Below are 16,100 nucleotides of genomic sequence, written 5' to 3' on the forward strand. Positions count from 1 at the left end.
ATCAATTTTATTGTAGGTTTGTTTACCATACAATAAAAAATTCAAACTTATATAATTTTCAAAGAGCGAGCAATTCTATGAAAAATCAAGCTATTTTTTCATATCAACTTAACAGATTCATAAAATATTAAATAATAATAATTATTATTATATAGTTTAATTTTTAGATTTACAATAATAAATTTATTTATGTATACAACATTGGAAAATCTGTTATAATTTTAAATATAAAGATAAAAAGGAGTTAATGTAATGGAAAATAAAGTATTAGCAATAATTTCAGGAAATGAAATAACAGAAAATGATTTAAATAATATAATAATGAGATACCCTGAAGATAAAAGAGGTTATTTTTCTTCAGATATGGGTAAAAAGCAATTATTAGAGCAAATGGTTCAATTTGAATTAATGAACAAATTAGGCTTAGAAATGGAATTAGATAAAACTGAAGAATTTAAAGCTCAAGTAAAGCAAGTTGAGAAAGATTTATTAACTCAAGCTGCAGTTAATAAAGTATTATCAGAAGTTACTGTAACAGAAGAAGATGCTAAGAAGTATTATGAAGACAATAAAGAAATGTTTAAAGGAAAAGAATCAGTATCTGCGAAACATATATTAGTTGATAATGAAGATTTATGTTCAGAAATAAAGGCTAAAATTGATAATAATGAATTAACATTTGAAGAAGCTGCAAATGAATATTCTTCATGTCCATCAAAAGAGCAAGGTGGGAACTTAGGTGAATTTGGTAGAGGAATGATGGTTCCAGAATTTGAAAATGCTGCATTTGAGTTAGAAACAGGAGTAGTAAGTGAACCAGTTAAAACTCAATTTGGATATCACTTAATAAAGGTAGAATCTAAGAATGGTGCAGATGTTATGCCATTTGAAGCTGTTAAACAAGAAGTTTTAGGAAGACTTACTCAACAAGCTCAAGAAAAGAAGTTTATGACTGTAATAAAGGAATTAGAAGATAAATACGAAGTAAAAAGATTCTAATAATATAAGACATAATAAAAGAACTGTACTAATTGACAGTTCTTTTATTATGTTATTAATTTTGTATTGTATATAATAAAACTTATTTTTATTTAAATTAATTCATTGTAATTAAGAATATATCTATCACAGGTTTGAGTTAAAATTTCTTTCTGATCTTCAGATGCTTTATCATAAATCCCTATAACCTTCATTCCAGCTAGCTTAGCTCCATTTACAGCAGCTATTATATCCTCAAAAACTACACAATTCTTAGGAGATACATTAAGTTTATTAGCACATAGAAGATATACATCAGGATTTTCTTTACTCTTTTTAACTTCATCAGTAACTGTTATAGCATCAAATAAATGATAAATACCATTATTTTTTAGTGTAGCTTCTAACAAAGGAAGTGAATTACTAGTAGCTAGTCCTATTTTTATATTTAATGATTTCAACTTATTAAAGAATGGAATTACACCTTCTTTAAGTTTTACTTTAGATGAATAGAAGTCATAGGCCATATTATTCCAAGTATCAGTAATTTCATCAATAGAGTCAGATAAATTGAATCTATCCTTAAAATATTCTGCAGTTTGTCTAAATGTTAAATGTGTTATATCATCCTTTAAATCTTTAGGTGGTGTATATCCTTTACTTTTTAAAAAATCAATATCGATTTGTTCCCATACCCACATAGAATCAACTAGTGTTCCATCAAGATCAAAGATTGCTGCTTTAATTGTGTTCAAAATATCACCTCATGATAAATATATTTAAAGTTATGTATAGTAAGTTAGTAATTTTAACAATAAAAAAAGGTAGGTTTTATTACCTACCTTGGTCGGGGTGACAGGGATCGAACCTGCGACCTCATGGTCCCAAACCACGCGCGCTCCCATCTGCGCTACACCCCGTAGCACATGATTATTATAAAACTTATATAGATATATGTCAACAAGTTTTTTAAAAAATATATAAATTTTTTTAAAAGTATAATAAATTAAGAAATTTAGTAATATAAATAAAATGATAAATCATTTTCATACAAGTATAAGTATGGTAATTTGTATGTATTGTATACATTATAATAGCGTATTATGGCTAAATAAGAAAAATTACCATTGTCCTAACTTTCCATAAGTGTTATAATGGTAATGTGTTACAAAAGGAAAGGGGGAAGGTCTGAAGACCAAGCAAAGATGAGAAAGAAAATTTTATCTGCGATTTTGGCCACGACAATTATAGCAAGTTTTAGTATGCCGGCTTTCGCAACACCAGAACAAGATGTAATAGAAAATCAACAGGAATATGACAGATTAACTCAAAAAATAGATGAAATAAATGGTGAGATATATGCGTTAAATGGACAAATCGAGCCATTATTGGAAACGATAGAAAATAACCAAAAACAAATGGATGACATTAAAGTTGAGGTTACAAATACTGAAAAAGAAATTGAAGCTGCCAAAGAAGAAATACAGAAAACAGAAGAAGTACTAGGTAAAAGAGTTAGAGAACTATACAAGTCAGGTGGACAAGCAAGTTATTTAACACTTATATTTAGTGCAGATAGTTTTAATGATTTATTAACTAAGGTAGAAGCTACATCAAGATTAATTAACATCGATAAAAAGATGGTTAAAGAACTTAATGACAAGCAAGAAAAACTAGATAATAAGATTAAGTCACTTGATGAGAAAAATGCTGAATTAGCTAAGATTAATGAAGAAACTTCAAAAACTTTAAGTGAATTTGAAGAAAAGAAAGCAGAACAAGAAAAATTAGTTGAAGAAGCAAAGGCAGAACAAGCTATATTTGAAAGAGATTATTTAGCTGTATCTGAAAGAAAATTAATTCAATATCAAATTGGTGTAATTCAAGATTCATCAAGTTCGCTTGATGAACTACAAAGTGCAATTAGCCAATTAAGAAACATCAGAGACAATCAAATTAAGAGTAGTATAGTTGAAGAAGAAATAAATGAATATATAGAAACTGCTAAGGTTAGAGTTGCTGAGATTGAAGCTGAACAAGCTGCTGCTAATAAACCTAACAGAGGTGAAGTTTCTGCAACAGGAAATGCTATAGTTGATTTTGCTTATGGATATCTTGGGTCTCCATATGTTTGGGGAGCTACAGGTCCAACAAGCTTTGACTGTTCAGGATTTACAAGTTTCGTATATAGAAACGCTGCAGGTGTTGAAATTACAAGAACAACTTATAGCCAAATGGGAGTAGGAACTGCTATTTCTTACGATCAACTTCAACCAGGAGATTTAGTATTTACTTATGGTGGAGATCATGTTGGTATATATGTTGGAGGAGGAAGTTACATACACGCTCCAACTGAAGGAGATGTTGTTAAGGTATCACCTGTAACATCATTCTACACAGCTAGAAGAGTACTTTAATATGTATTTTAAGACTAGGGTTTAATTCCTAGTCTTTTTTGTGCATAATAGTAGTAAAGATATTTGGAGGATTAATATGGACGTTAATATAAATATAGATGAGAGTATTGATGATTTACAGTTAAATGGATTAATGTTAATTCAAAAGCAATCAGGATTTAGATTTGGTGTAGATGCTGTGCTTTTATCAGATTTTGCTAATGTGAAAAAGAAGCATAGAGTCTTAGATTTATGTACAGGAACAGGAATAGTTCCATTTTTAGTTTATGGAAAGTATAGTCCTAAAGAAGTATGGGGGGTAGAAATCCAAGAAGATATGGTTGAGATGGCCAATAGAAGTTCACAATTAAATAAAACTGATGATATAGTAAAGTTTAAGTGTGCTGATTTAAAAGATAAAAAGCTTGTTAATGAATTAGGTAGATTTGATGTTGTTACTGTTAATCCACCATATAAGCTTAATAATGCTGGAATTTTAAATCCTAATGATAAACTTGCTATAGCTAGACATGAAATACTTTGTAATTTAGAAGATGTTATAGTGTCAGCTAGAAGATTATTAGCTGATAACGGAAGAATGTTTATAGTACATAGACCAGAGAGATTAGCTGATATATTTGGGTTAATGAGAAAGTATAATATAGAGCCTAAAAGGGTTAAGATGATTCATCCAAATGCTAAGAAAGCACCTAACATAGTTTTAGTTGAAGGACAAAGAGATGGTGGAGCATTCTTAAAATGGGATGAACCGTTGTATGTGTATGATGAAAATGGAAATTATAGCAAAGAAATAGATAAGATTTACGGGAGACTTTAAAATGAGTTTAGGAAAAATATTTTTAGTACCAACTCCAATAGGAAATTTAAAAGATATAACATTAAGAGCGTTAGAGGCCTTAGAAAATGCTGATGAAATAGCAGCTGAAGATACAAGACAAACTTTAAAATTGCTTAATCATTTTAATATAAAGAAACCTTTATTTAGTTATCATCAACATAATGAGCAAGGAAAGAGTGATGATATAATAGAAAAACTAAAGGATGGCAAAAATATTGCTTTGGTTACTGATGCTGGTACACCAGGAATATCAGATCCAGGAAGTGTAGTGGTTCAAAAATGTATTGAACAAGATATACCTTTTGAAGTATTACCAGGGGCAACAGCTTTTACAACAGCTTTAGTTTATTCAGGACTAGATACTACTAAATTTATTTTCAGAGGGTTTATACCAAGGGAAAATAAAGATAGAAAATCTCTTATGGAAGAAGTAAAAGATAAAAGAGAAACGGTCATATTCTATGAATCACCACATAGACTTATAGATACTCTAGATTTCTTAAATAAATCATTAGGAAATAGAAGAATAGCTGTATGTAGAGAATTAACTAAATTACATGAAGATATATTTAGGGGAACAATAGAGGAAGCGTATAATTGGTTTGTAGCTAATAGACCAAGAGGTGAGTTTGTTTTAGTTATTGAAGGTAAAACAGATAGTGAGATTAGAGCTGAAAAGGAAGAAGCATTTGCTAACATTTCTATAGAAGATCATTTAAAAAAACTTATAGATACTGGAATAAGTAAAAAAGAGGCTATAAAGGTCGTATCTAAGGAAAGAGATTTACCTAAGAAGGATGTTTATAAGATAGCAATAGAAATTGAATAAAAGTGTGCACTAAGTGCATAAGTGAAAAGGCAGCTACACCGAAGTGATTTGCACTTTGTTAAAAAAGGAGCATTGCATTTAAGCAAAGCTCCTTTTAAAAAATATGTATATAAACTATCTATCTGACTTTAATTCGTTTAAGCAGTTTTTACAGATGTTTTTACCTTTGTAGTTAGCAACATCTCTAGCATCTCCACAGAATATACAAGCAGGCTCGTATTTCTTTAAGATTATTTGCTCACCATCTACATAAATTTCTAAAGCATCTTTTTCAGCTATATCTAAAGTTCTTCTTAACTCTATAGGAATAACTATTCTCCCTAGTTCATCTACTCTTCTAACAACACCAGTTGATTTCATTTTAAATTCCTCCTTAACAAGTTTCGACATTTTGCAGTTCAATATTAACAAATTTGTAATTTAAAGTCAATACAAAAACGTAAAAAAAAATATTTATATAGAATATTAATTCTAAATAAATTTATAAATAAACTATACTACCATATTTTTGAAAAGTCAAGGGCGTTTTAAAAAAATATGTAATAAAATGAATGATGAAAAATGGCTTGTTTACTAAGCTTTCGGTAAAAATATTCGCAAATTGAAGCAAATTAAAAAAAAATAAAAAAAATTGGTAAAAAATGAGATGGGAAGTGAGGAAATATTAAAATGACTAAAAATAATTACAAAAAAAAGGGAAAAGTAACTTGTAATAAGTTTTTCTTTACTATATAATATAATAAATAAATAAAATATGAGGTGAATAGGAATGGCTGATAAAATGGACGAAAACTATATAAGAGAATTGGCAGAAGAAATTTCTAAAGATTCTATAGTATCATATGATGATTTACCTAAATATGACCTTTTCTTATCACAAGTTATAGATTTTTTAAATGATAAATTTGTAGATGATAAATATACTAATAATATAGTACAAAATTATATTAAAAGTGAAGTAATTAGTAAGCCAGAAGATGGTAAGAAAAGAGGATATACTAAAATTCATTTAGTTCAACTTGTATTATTAAGTTTTATGAGACCTGTACTTACTACTGAAGAGATTAAAAAAGTATTTAGGTTAGCATTTAATGATATAAACGATAGATCGGATGATATTATTGCATGGGAAACAGCGTATAAAATTTTTGTCGAAACTCAGAGCAATAGCTTTACAGAGTATTTAAATACTCCAGCATTAAATGAAGATAAATTAAATGAAGTAATAAAAGAACTTAAATTAGATGAAAAAGATGAAAATAGTATAAGAACTTTTGTTGTAGTTATGACATTAATTGCTCAAGCAAGTGCAATTAAGAAATTAGTTCAAAAAATAGTAAACGAATATCATTCAGAATAAGAACTGTCTTAAGTGGGCAGTTCTTTTATTATGATTACTATTAAAATTTGATATAATAAGTATATTAGATTTAGGTAGGGATAAGACATGAATTTAGTAGTTAAAGAATCTGTAAGAGGAATAGTTGAATATATATTACAACAAGGAAGTCTCGACGATAGGCATGTATCAAGAATGAGAGCTATAGAAGGAACTATAGCTCATGGAAAACTTCAAAGCGATAATGCAAAGATATATGTCGAATATGAAAAAGAAGTTAAGATGGAAGGGAAATTTGACTATGGAGATATTTTATTATTAGTAGAAGGTAGAGCAGATGGAATAATAAAAGAAAATAGTGAAGTTATAATTGAGGAAATTAAATCTACTTATAGAGATTTATTATATATAGATGAAGATTATAATCAATTACATTGGGCTCAAAGTAAGTTTTATGGATATTTTTATTGTAAGGATAATGAATTAGATAGTATTTCTATAAGATTAAGTTATTATAATTTGAATACTAGTGAAGTAAAAAGTTTTCAAAAGGTATTTTCATTTAATTTATTAAAAGAGTTTGTATTTAATATAGTAGATAAATATATAGATACTGTTAGATTAAGAGAAAATTTCAAGGTTGAAAGAGACAAAAGTATAAAAGAGATTAAATTTCCTTTCGACACATATAGAAAAGGGCAACGAGAGTTAGCAATGAATTGTTATAGCTCTATAAAGCAGAGATGTATATTATTTGCTCAAGCGCCAACTGGCATAGGAAAGACTATATCTACTATATTTCCTTCTATAAAAAGCTTAGCTGAAGGAAGAGGGGAAAGAATAGTATATCTAACATCTAAAACTATAACTAGAGTTGTTGCAGAAGAAGCTTATAAGAGACTTATTAATAATGGATTAAAGTTTAGATTTATAACCTTAACTGCTAAAGAAAAAGCTTGTATAAATAGCGAAGTTAAATGTAATCCAGATGATTGCCCATATGCAGTAGATTATTTTACAAAGATTAATTCAGTAATAAGTGAAATATTAAGAGAGGAAAGTATATTTTCTAGGACAACATTAGAGAAGTATGCAAGAAAATTTAAAGTATGTCCTTTTGAATTAGCTTTAGATTTATCATTATGGTGTGATGGAGTTATTTGTGATTATAATTATGCATTTGATCCTAGAGCAAAATTAAAACGGATTTTTGAAGATGACAATGAAAAAAATATAATCTTAATAGATGAGGCTCATAATTTAGTAAACAGAGCAAGAGATATGTATAGTGGAGAAATATTTAAAAGTAAAGTTCTATCAATTACTAGGTTATTAAAAGGGAAAGTTCCTAAATTATATAAAGTGGCTAATAATATAAATAAAGAATTAATTGAAATAAGAAGAGAATTAGAGGAAAGAAATGTTAATACGCTATATCACAATGTTCAATATAAAGAATTAATTAAATTACTTAAGGTATTTATAGCTGAAGCAGATGAGTATCTAGTAAAAAGCAAAAATACTAATGGATATGAAGAAATATTAGATTTTTATTATGAGGTAAGAAGCTTTGTTTCTTTAAGTGAACTATATTCTAAACAATATACAACAATACTAAAAAAAGAAAAAAATGAGTTTTCCATAAAAATATTTTGTATAGATCCATCTAAAAATATAGGTGAAGTTATAAATGGTTCATATTCAACTGTAATTTTTTCAGCAACGCTATCACCTATTAAGTATTATATAGACTTATTAGGGGGAAGTGAAAGTAGTTTTAGAGTTAAATTTAGCTCACCATTCAAAAAAGAAAATTTATCAACATATTTATATCCGTTAGATATGAGATATGTGAATAGATATAATAATATAGATAAGTTATGCACAGTTATTAATAAATTTATTAATGAGATAAAAGGAAATTATATGGTCTTTTTACCTTCATTCGAATATTTGAAAAAAGTCTATTCAAGATATGTTGAAATTTATAGTGAAGAAAATACTATAGTTCAAGGAGAAGGACTTTCTGAGAGTGATAAAGAGGAATTTTTAAATAAATTTGAGGAAGGGGCAAATTTGGCTGCTTTTTCAGTAGTAGGTGGAATGTTTTCGGAAGGAGTAGATCTACCAGGCGATAAATTAATAGGTGCTGTTGTAGTAGGAGTAGGATTTCCTATGGTATCTATTGAAAATGACATAATTAGAGAATATTTTGGGGTAAATGGGTTTGATTATGCATATGCCTATCCAGGAATAAATAAAGTTTTACAGTCAGCAGGAAGAGTTATAAGAACTGAAACTGATAAAGGAAGGGTTTTATTAGTAGATAACAGGTATAATAGTTCGAAATATAGAAGTATGTTACCACAAGAATGGGAATTAGAACTATATAAATAAAGAGCGAATCACTTTGGTGAAAAGTTTGACTTTGCCAAATGGGAAAAGTCAGCTGAAGGGAAAATGTCACTGACGTGACGGTGAAAGGGTTGCCTATAGCAATTAGAGAAAGTATATCGGTGTTACTACTTTCATTGCTACGATAGTAGCACTTTCACTTTAAATTAACTTTTCCCTGCTACGTGAGTAGCATTTTCAGTTAGACGAAGTCGACTTTTAACCTACGAGATTCGCTCTTAATATTATTCTGTTACTATTATGCTGTATGAGCAGTTAAACTCTTTACCGATTTCTAGTGATTGAATTCCTGCTTTATCTTTTAGCTCTCCATCGAAGTCTACAAAATCAGCATGACCGAACCAAGGTTCTATACAAACAAAAGGACATCCTGTTGGCATAGCCCATAAGCCCATATAAGGGAATCCTGTGAAATCCATTGATAACACTTGATTATGATTTTTAGATTTAATACTAATTAAGTTAGAGTCTAAATTTTTGAATATTAAAGCATCGTTTTTAAATAATTCTTTATGAAGAGGAATAATATTTTCATCGTTTAAATATGGAATAGTATTATGAGATATTAATCCAACATTCATATCTAAAGTCATTAGCTCAGCAGTTTCTTTTTTATTAAATTCAAAGTAGTAATCGTTAAGAGGTTCATTATCTTTTAAAGGGCACATAAAACCAGGATGAGCACCTATTGAAAAATAAATAGTCTTATTATCTAAATTAGTTACTTTGTAAGAAACTTTAAGATTTTTATCTATTAATTCATATGAAATACATAAAGAAAATTTATAAGGATAAACTTTAATAGTATCTTCTGAATAAATTAATTCATAAGTAATTTTGTTGCCTTCAGAGTTTTTAATAGAAAAATCTTTAACTCTAGCAAGACCATGTTGAGGAAGTTCATATGTTTTTCCATCAACTTTATATTTACCATCTTTAACTTTACCTACTATAGGAAAAAGAATTGGAGCATGATATTTCCAAAAGTCAGGATTTCCGTTCCATAGATATTCAGTATTAGTTTTTTTACTTTGTATACTGTGAAGTTCTCCACCGTGTATTGATGAAGAGATTTTTAAAAAATCGTTTTCTATTACTTGTAGCATTAGTACACCCCCGAAAATTGTTATTTAATTGAATTATACAACATAGTTATTAAATAATTAAGATAGAAAAATAAAAATATTATAAGTATAATAAAATTTGGTAAAAACTATTATATAATATAATAACAAATTATTTATAAAGATGTGGTGAGATTTATGTCGAAAGAGAACAGGATTAATAAGAGGTCTTTCTTTGATTTTATGATATATTTTATTATTAAGATTAAGAATGATGATATCTTCGCACTAGGAGCACAGTTAGCGTATTATTTAATATTATCATTTTTCCCTTTTCTAATATTCTTGATGACAATAATAGGTTTTAGTAAGTTGGATTCTATGCAAATAATTGAAGGGCTAAGTGCTATACTTCCTAGTAGTGTTTTTGAATTAACATCTAGCATTGTAGTGGAAGTTGTAGAAAATCAATATACAGGATTATTAGGAGTATCTATAGTATTATCTATGTGGGCAGCATCTTCTGCATTTAGGGCTGTTACTAAAGGTATTAATAAGGCGTATAATTTAAAAGAAAATAGGTCATTTATAAAGAGAGCAATAATAGCTTTAATATGTACATTTGCTTTAGCATTTACTATAGTTGTAGCATTGGTATTATTAGTATTTGGAAATCTGATAGGCAATTTATTGATTTCATATATACCGTATAATGCACTCATAGGAAAGCTGTGGAATTTGCTTAGATATATCATGGTTTTAATTATAATGATTTGTATATTTGCAGGAATATATAGATATACACCAGCTAAAAGAATAAGCTGGAGGGAAACATTTCCAGGAGCCATAGTTAGTACAATTGGATGGCTTATAGTTTCATTATGCTTTTCATTTTATATAAATAATTTTAGTAATTACTCAAGACTATATGGTAGTCTTGGAGCTGTTTTTGTATTAATGACTTGGCTTTATATATCATCGATAATTTTAATCTTAGGTGGAGAAATAAATTCTGTCCTTGTAATTCGAAAAAATAATTTAAGAATAAAGTAAAAAAGATTATGCATAGCATAGTCTTTTTTTAGTTAAGATTGGATTTCAGAGATTTATTTAAAAGTATTCTTACTCATTATTTTAATTAAATACACAATTTTTAATTTGTTAAAGAAAAAATAGATATAAAATGTATAGAATGCATCTAGTTGGGCATAATCAAAGAAGTAATATTCAGGAGGTGGAATTTAATGAATAAAATAGTTTTAGTAGGAAAATTAATTAAAGACCCTGAACTAAAAACTATAGAAGATGGTGAGAAGGTATTTACTAGATTTATAGTTGCAGTTGAAAGAAATTTTAAAGCAGCTGATGGAACAAGAAAAGCTGATTTAATACCAGTTACTATATGGGGTAGAAAAGCGGAAGTAATATGTAAGTATATGAGAAAAGGAAGCTATATTAGTTTAAGTGGTAGATTAAGGACTGGAAGCTATGAAGATAAGCTTGGTAATAAGAAATATATAGCTGAAGTAGTAGCAGAGGACTTCAAATTTGTCGGTAATAGAAGAATTGATAAAAATGATGAAGATATGAATATAGAAACTCAATAAATTTGTTAAAAGTGGCTGTAAAAAAGAATGAATAAATTACTAAAAAAGTAGTTTATAAATCTTTTTTATCAGCCTTTTAATTTATGTATTATATTATTCGACAATAAGCAAATAAAAATTGCTTTATATTTACAAATAGAAGGGTAAAACGTAATGGTAAATAATTTAAAATAACATTTTATGTAGAATTAGTAAGGAATTTTTAGATAAACATGGAACAATTTTTGACATAATTTGAAAAAATAATGTGATATCTTTAATAATATGAAATATGTGAAGGAGGTATTACTATGAAGATAGTAGAATCATTAAGTTTAGCTATTGAAAATAAAGGAAAAAAGATTATGTACTTCTACAGATTAACTCAATGTCAAACAAAAAGCGGACAAGCTTTTGGAATTGAGGTCGAAAGACAAGACTTTAAAGATGAATCTTTAATAAATATTGAAAGAGATTCTGTAGATATAATTTCTACAAAAAAAGAAAAGGTTAGACCTATATTAGAATTATTGTATAAAAATAATGTATCACCTATCCATTTAATAGATATTATAGGTGCATATGTTGATGAGTGTATAGAAGATTTTAATAACGAGGAAGTTTTAGTTGCTAGTGTATAATTATTATGTATAGTATGATAGATACATAAGAGGTGATAGCATGATACTTGGAGTTGGAACAGATATCATAGAAATTGAAAGAATAAAAAAGGCCATAGAAAGAACACCTAAGTTTTTAGAAAAGACATTTACTGAAAAAGAAATAGAATTATTTAAGAGCAAATCTATGAAGGTTGAAAGTATAGCAGGAAATTTTGCTGCTAAGGAAGCTATAAGCAAAGCTATAGGAAGAGGATTTAGGGGATTTTCTTTTAATGACTTAGAAGTTCTTAGAGATGAACTTGGAAAACCTATAGTTAATATATCTAATAAGGTGAAGGAATTTTTAGAATACGAAGAAGTTATATTTCATATATCTATATCACATAATAAAAGTTATGCAATTGCATTTGTTACTATGGAGGTTAGATAAATGTATGTTATGAGTAGAGATGGCTGTAAAATGATAGATAAAAAGGCAATAGAAATAGTAGGTATTCCAAGTATTGTTCTAATGGAAAATGCAGCTAATGAAGTGTTTTCAAAAATTAAAGATTTAGGTCAAAGTTTTACAGTTATTTGTGGAACTGGGAATAATGGTGGAGATGGACTTGCTATTGGCAGAAAACTTGTATTAGCTAAAAGAGAAGTTCATTTTGTTATTATAAGCCCAAGAGAAAATTATAGTAATGATTTTAATGTTAATTATAACATAATTGACAATATGAACTGTAAAATATCTTTTATAAAAGACATAAGCGATATACATAACTTAAAAGAAATAATAAATTTTAATGAAATAATTATAGATAGCATATTTGGGATAGGCATAAATAAAGAATTAAATGAATTTTATAAAGAAGTAATAAAGGTAATAAATGATAGCAAAAAATATATAATAGCTGTAGATGTTCCTTCGGGACTAGATTGTAATACTGGGAATCCGATGGGAGGAGCTGTTAAGGCATCAACTACATATACTTTTGAAGTGGTAAAATTAGGGTTTATAAATTACAATTCATTTAAATATCTAGGGAACCTTGAAGTAATTCCAATTGGTATTCCTAATGAAATAAAAGATATTATAAATGAAGGTGTAACTATTTTAGAAGATTATTATTATAGAGACATTATAAGAAGAAGAGAAATATATGGGCATAAAGGTGATTATGGTAGAGCAATAATTTTTGCTGGTAGCAAAGGATTTACAGGGGCAGCGTACTTGGCTACAAAAGCTTGTTTAAAGACTGGAGCAGGATTGACTGCATTAATTACTCCTAAAGATATACAAGATATATTAAGTGGAATGTTAATAGAATCCATGACTTCTAATTTTAATGAAGAAGAAAAGGTAGACAAGTTAATATCAACAGCAAATGCTATAGCATATGGGCCTGGATTACCAAGTAGTAAGGAATATGAAGATTTTCTATTATATATTTCTAAAAATAGTAGTTGTCATTTAGTTATAGACGCTGAAGGGATAAATATATTATCAAGAAGGCCTGAAATATTAGATAGATTAAAAGGAAGAATGATTTTAACACCTCATCCTGGAGAAATGTCTAGGCTTGTTGGTAAAAGTATCTCAGAAGTAGAAAGTGATAGAATAAATATTGCCAAAGAATATGCTAAAAAATATAAGAGTATAGTTTTATTGAAAGGTTATAATACAGTTATTACAGATGGGGAAAAAACATATATAAATACCACTGGTAATAGTAAAATGGCCTCTGGTGGCTCTGGTGATTGTTTGACTGGAATGATAGTATCATTATTAGCACAGAAACACAGTCCTCTTGAAAGTGCATTAATCGGTGCATATGTTCATGGGAAAGCTGGAGAAATAGCAGGTAAATACAAATACTCAGTGACTGCAAGTGATATAATAGATAACATTTCAACTATTATTCATAATATAATAATGTAAAATATGAATAAATCTGAGGATTACTTAATATTAGTAATAATGAAATATTAGTAAGTGGAGGATTTATGAAGAAGAAAATTATTATAGCAGTATTATTATGTATTCCTTTTATTTCAATATTATTAGTTATTGTCTTTAGAGGAGTTATGCTTCCAACAAATGAGGAAATTATAAAATCTTTAAAAGATATAAAGTGCTATGAAGCCAACGTAGAATATATAATTAAAAATAGCAGAGGCGAAGAAAGAGAAGATACGGTACAGTATTATTCGAGGGATAAAGGTGTAAGAGTAGAGTTTGGAGAAGATATAGTTAAAGTATACAAAAATGATGGTATCCAAGTTATAGATAATATATCTAACTCAGATTATGTAATAGATAAAAGTTTAGATGTATTACATCCTTTAGCGTTTATGAATAGAATATTATCATTCCCAATTAAAAGTGATTCATTAAAACAAGATCAAGAAGAGTGGGGAGATACAGTTTATATACAAGTGGATTTAGAGTTGTTTTTAGATAATGAACATTTAAATGTAGCTAGATTATTTGTAGATAAAAAGAATAAAACGCCTATAGGAATAATTGTGTATAACAAAGATGGTGAAGATACACTAAGAATAATATTTAAGGATTTTAAAAAAGTAAAACAAATAGATGATAGTTTATTGTAGTTTGATATAATAAATATGAGGTGTTAGTAAAATGGATGTAAATATTAGACCAGTATGGGCAGAAGTAAATTTAGATAATATTATAAATAATATAAAAGAAATTAAGAAAAATATTAATGGTGAAGAAATTATAGCAGTTGTTAAAGCTAATGCTTATGGACATGGGGCTGTAGATGTAGCTCCTGTTCTTATAGAAAATGGAGCTGATAGGCTAGCAGTAGCTATGTTAAGTGAAGCTTTAGAGCTAAGAGAAGCAGGGATAAAAGTACCTATTTTAATTTTAGGATATACTGATGTAGCATTTTCAGAAATGCTAATAAATAATGATATAGAACAAACTGTTTACTCTTTAGACTATGCTAAAGAATTATCTAAAAAGGCAGAGGCTTTAGGAAAGGTAGCAAAAATTCATATAGCTGTTGATACTGGTATGGGTAGAATAGGATTTTTACCTAATGAGAAAAGTGTTGAAGAGGTTGTGGAAATTAGTAAATTAAGCAATTTAAGAATCACAGGGATATTTACACATTTTTCGAATGCAGATGAACAAGATAAAAGCTATGCACATAATCAAATAGAAAAATTTAATTCCTTTATAAATGAAATAGAGAAAAGAGAAGTAAACTTAGGACTAAAACATATTTCAAACAGTGCATCTATTATTGATATAGAAGATGCACATTATAATGCAATAAGACCAGGGATAATACTTTATGGTTATTATCCATCAGATTATATAAATAAAGATAAGTTAAAATTAATGCCAGCATTATCATTAAAATGTCAGGTTATTCATGTGAAGGAACTTCCAAAAGGTGAGTACATAGGGTATGGAAGAAAGTTTAGAACTGAAAGAGATAGCGTAATAGCTACTTTACCTATAGGATATGCAGATGGATATATTAGAGGGCTTTATGAGAAAGCTCATGTAATAATAAATGGTAAGCTAGCTCCAGTAGTAGGGAAGATATGTATGGATCAATGTATGATAGATGTTACAGATGTAGGTCCAGTTAAGGTTGGAGATGAGGTCGTATTATTAGGAGAAGATAATGGAGTGAAGAATAATGCTGATGATATTGCCAAAATGTTAGATACTATAAATTATGAAATATTGTGTATGATAGGTAGAAGAGTTCCTAGAATTTATATTAAAGATGGGAAAATGGTAAATGTAAGAAATTATTTATAAAAATAAAGACATTTCTATTTACAAATTGACATATTTTGCAATATAATTTTCTTATGGTAGAAAATATGCACTCTTTGGAGGCGAAATATGTCAAAATTGTTGTATTTAGAATACCACAGGTTCTACCTGTGGTTCCGGAAAGCTTCTAGCGGTGAGTAGAAATAAAAAAACCTCCGTTGTAAAATTATAGTAGGTTTGCCGACCAAAACTATAATACA

16 protein-coding genes and 1 tRNA gene are annotated in these 16,100 nt (G+C 28.1%); 13 read left to right on the top strand and 4 right to left on the bottom strand.

Annotated features, from left to right (window positions below):
- Positions 1–252 precede the first annotated feature (252 nt).
- Complete coding sequence (locus tag H8S10_RS16275; protein WP_186839574.1) at positions 253–999, top strand: peptidylprolyl isomerase; 747 nt, start codon at positions 253–255, stop codon at positions 997–999.
- A 92-nt stretch (positions 1,000–1,091) separates the two neighbouring features.
- Here H8S10_RS16275 and H8S10_RS16280 read toward each other — a convergent pair whose 3' ends face one another.
- Both H8S10_RS16280 and H8S10_RS16285 read right to left on the bottom strand, forming a co-directional pair.
- Positions 1,092–1,736 carry an HAD family phosphatase gene (locus H8S10_RS16280; protein WP_055267669.1) on the bottom strand — a complete coding sequence of 215 codons (645 nt, stop codon included), beginning with the start codon at positions 1,734–1,736 and terminating at the stop codon, positions 1,092–1,094.
- An 86-nt stretch (positions 1,737–1,822) separates the two neighbouring features.
- Positions 1,823–1,898: transfer RNA gene (locus H8S10_RS16285), tRNA-Pro, on the bottom strand.
- Between the two features lie 285 nt (positions 1,899–2,183).
- On the opposite strand from H8S10_RS16285, the gene H8S10_RS16290 reads away from it, so the two are divergent.
- From H8S10_RS16290 to rsmI, 3 genes are all read left to right on the top strand, one after another.
- Positions 2,184–3,395 carry a C40 family peptidase gene (locus tag H8S10_RS16290; RefSeq protein WP_186839575.1) on the top strand — a complete coding sequence of 404 codons (1,212 nt, stop codon included), beginning with the start codon at positions 2,184–2,186 and terminating at the stop codon, positions 3,393–3,395.
- 76 nt (positions 3,396–3,471) lie between these two features.
- Positions 3,472–4,212, top strand: a complete 741-nt coding sequence (locus H8S10_RS16295) for a tRNA1(Val) (adenine(37)-N6)-methyltransferase (RefSeq protein ID WP_186839576.1) — start codon at positions 3,472–3,474, stop codon at positions 4,210–4,212.
- A 1-nt stretch (position 4,213) separates the two neighbouring features.
- Positions 4,214–5,062, top strand: a complete 849-nt coding sequence (rsmI, locus tag H8S10_RS16300; protein WP_186839577.1) for a 16S rRNA (cytidine(1402)-2'-O)-methyltransferase — start codon at positions 4,214–4,216, stop codon at positions 5,060–5,062.
- A 114-nt stretch (positions 5,063–5,176) separates the two neighbouring features.
- On the opposite strand, the gene H8S10_RS16305 is transcribed toward rsmI, so the two are convergent.
- On the bottom strand, positions 5,177–5,422 hold the full coding sequence (locus tag H8S10_RS16305) for an AbrB/MazE/SpoVT family DNA-binding domain-containing protein (RefSeq protein ID WP_032120359.1): 246 nt from the start codon (positions 5,420–5,422) through the stop codon (positions 5,177–5,179).
- Between the two features lie 409 nt (positions 5,423–5,831).
- On the opposite strand from H8S10_RS16305, the gene H8S10_RS16310 reads away from it, so the two are divergent.
- Together H8S10_RS16310 and H8S10_RS16315 are read left to right on the top strand one after the other, a co-directional pair.
- Positions 5,832–6,422 carry a DUF1836 domain-containing protein gene (locus H8S10_RS16310; protein ID WP_055267661.1) on the top strand — a complete coding sequence of 197 codons (591 nt, stop codon included), beginning with the start codon at positions 5,832–5,834 and terminating at the stop codon, positions 6,420–6,422.
- A gap of 87 nt (positions 6,423–6,509) precedes the next feature.
- Complete coding sequence (locus H8S10_RS16315) at positions 6,510–8,798, top strand: ATP-dependent DNA helicase (protein WP_186839578.1); 2,289 nt, start codon at positions 6,510–6,512, stop codon at positions 8,796–8,798.
- Between the two features lie 242 nt (positions 8,799–9,040).
- Here the strand turns inward: H8S10_RS16315 and H8S10_RS16320 are convergent, their stop codons facing one another.
- Positions 9,041–9,922 carry an aldose 1-epimerase family protein gene (locus H8S10_RS16320; RefSeq protein WP_186839579.1) on the bottom strand — a complete coding sequence of 294 codons (882 nt, stop codon included), beginning with the start codon at positions 9,920–9,922 and terminating at the stop codon, positions 9,041–9,043.
- 156 nt (positions 9,923–10,078) lie between these two features.
- Here H8S10_RS16320 and H8S10_RS16325 point away from each other — a divergent pair, with 156 nt between their 5' ends.
- The 7 genes from H8S10_RS16325 to alr all read left to right on the top strand — a co-directional run bounded on the left by H8S10_RS16325 (position 10,079) and on the right by alr (position 15,882).
- Positions 10,079–10,933 (top strand): YihY/virulence factor BrkB family protein, encoded by an 855-nt coding sequence (locus tag H8S10_RS16325; RefSeq protein WP_186839580.1) that lies wholly within the window; start codon positions 10,079–10,081, stop codon positions 10,931–10,933.
- Between the two features lie 191 nt (positions 10,934–11,124).
- Positions 11,125–11,487 (top strand): single-stranded DNA-binding protein, encoded by a 363-nt coding sequence (locus H8S10_RS16330; protein WP_055267653.1) that lies wholly within the window; start codon positions 11,125–11,127, stop codon positions 11,485–11,487.
- A 290-nt stretch (positions 11,488–11,777) separates the two neighbouring features.
- A complete protein-coding gene (locus H8S10_RS16335) occupies positions 11,778–12,107 on the top strand; it encodes a DUF6514 family protein (protein ID WP_055267651.1) in 330 nt (109 codons plus the stop codon).
- 40 nt (positions 12,108–12,147) lie between these two features.
- Positions 12,148–12,519, top strand: coding sequence for a holo-ACP synthase (acpS, locus tag H8S10_RS16340; RefSeq protein ID WP_186839581.1), 372 nt, complete (start codon positions 12,148–12,150; stop codon positions 12,517–12,519).
- Entirely contained in the window at positions 12,520–14,016 is a 1,497-nt protein-coding gene (locus tag H8S10_RS16345) for an NAD(P)H-hydrate dehydratase (protein WP_186839582.1), read from the top strand.
- Positions 14,017–14,081: 65 nt separating this feature from the next.
- On the top strand, positions 14,082–14,690 hold the full coding sequence (locus H8S10_RS16350; protein ID WP_055267645.1) for a germination lipoprotein GerS-related protein: 609 nt from the start codon (positions 14,082–14,084) through the stop codon (positions 14,688–14,690).
- Positions 14,691–14,721: 31 nt separating this feature from the next.
- Entirely contained in the window at positions 14,722–15,882 is a 1,161-nt protein-coding gene (gene alr, locus H8S10_RS16355) for an alanine racemase (RefSeq protein WP_186839583.1), read from the top strand.
- Positions 15,883–16,100 lie beyond the last annotated feature (218 nt).

The sequence above is a fragment of the Clostridium sp. NSJ-49 genome (assembly GCF_014287725.1).
In the GTDB taxonomy this organism is placed as follows: Bacteria; Bacillota; Clostridia; order Clostridiales; family Clostridiaceae; genus Clostridium; species Clostridium disporicum_B.

What these genes read in the sequence shown, in the direction of transcription:
- H8S10_RS16315 (WP_186839578.1), top strand. Translation starts at nt 6,510, where the DNA reads ATGAATTTAGTAGTTAAAGAATCTGTAAGAGGAATAGTTGAATATATA.
- H8S10_RS16325 (WP_186839580.1), top strand. Translation starts at nt 10,079, where the DNA reads ATGTCGAAAGAGAACAGGATTAATAAGAGGTCTTTCTTTGATTTTATG.
- H8S10_RS16345 (WP_186839582.1), top strand. Translation starts at nt 12,520, where the DNA reads ATGTATGTTATGAGTAGAGATGGCTGTAAAATGATAGATAAAAAGGCA.
- H8S10_RS16275 (WP_186839574.1), top strand. Translation starts at nt 253, where the DNA reads ATGGAAAATAAAGTATTAGCAATAATTTCAGGAAATGAAATAACAGAA.
- H8S10_RS16305 (WP_032120359.1), bottom strand. Translation starts at nt 5,422, where the DNA reads ATGAAATCAACTGGTGTTGTTAGAAGAGTAGATGAACTAGGGAGAATA.
- alr (WP_186839583.1), top strand. Translation starts at nt 14,722, where the DNA reads ATGGATGTAAATATTAGACCAGTATGGGCAGAAGTAAATTTAGATAAT.
- H8S10_RS16310 (WP_055267661.1), top strand. Translation starts at nt 5,832, where the DNA reads ATGGCTGATAAAATGGACGAAAACTATATAAGAGAATTGGCAGAAGAA.
- H8S10_RS16350 (WP_055267645.1), top strand. Translation starts at nt 14,082, where the DNA reads ATGAAGAAGAAAATTATTATAGCAGTATTATTATGTATTCCTTTTATT.
- H8S10_RS16290 (WP_186839575.1), top strand. Translation starts at nt 2,184, where the DNA reads ATGAGAAAGAAAATTTTATCTGCGATTTTGGCCACGACAATTATAGCA.
- H8S10_RS16330 (WP_055267653.1), top strand. Translation starts at nt 11,125, where the DNA reads ATGAATAAAATAGTTTTAGTAGGAAAATTAATTAAAGACCCTGAACTA.
- H8S10_RS16320 (WP_186839579.1), bottom strand. Translation starts at nt 9,922, where the DNA reads ATGCTACAAGTAATAGAAAACGATTTTTTAAAAATCTCTTCATCAATA.
- rsmI (WP_186839577.1), top strand. Translation starts at nt 4,214, where the DNA reads ATGAGTTTAGGAAAAATATTTTTAGTACCAACTCCAATAGGAAATTTA.
- H8S10_RS16295 (WP_186839576.1), top strand. Translation starts at nt 3,472, where the DNA reads ATGGACGTTAATATAAATATAGATGAGAGTATTGATGATTTACAGTTA.
- H8S10_RS16335 (WP_055267651.1), top strand. Translation starts at nt 11,778, where the DNA reads ATGAAGATAGTAGAATCATTAAGTTTAGCTATTGAAAATAAAGGAAAA.
- acpS (WP_186839581.1), top strand. Translation starts at nt 12,148, where the DNA reads ATGATACTTGGAGTTGGAACAGATATCATAGAAATTGAAAGAATAAAA.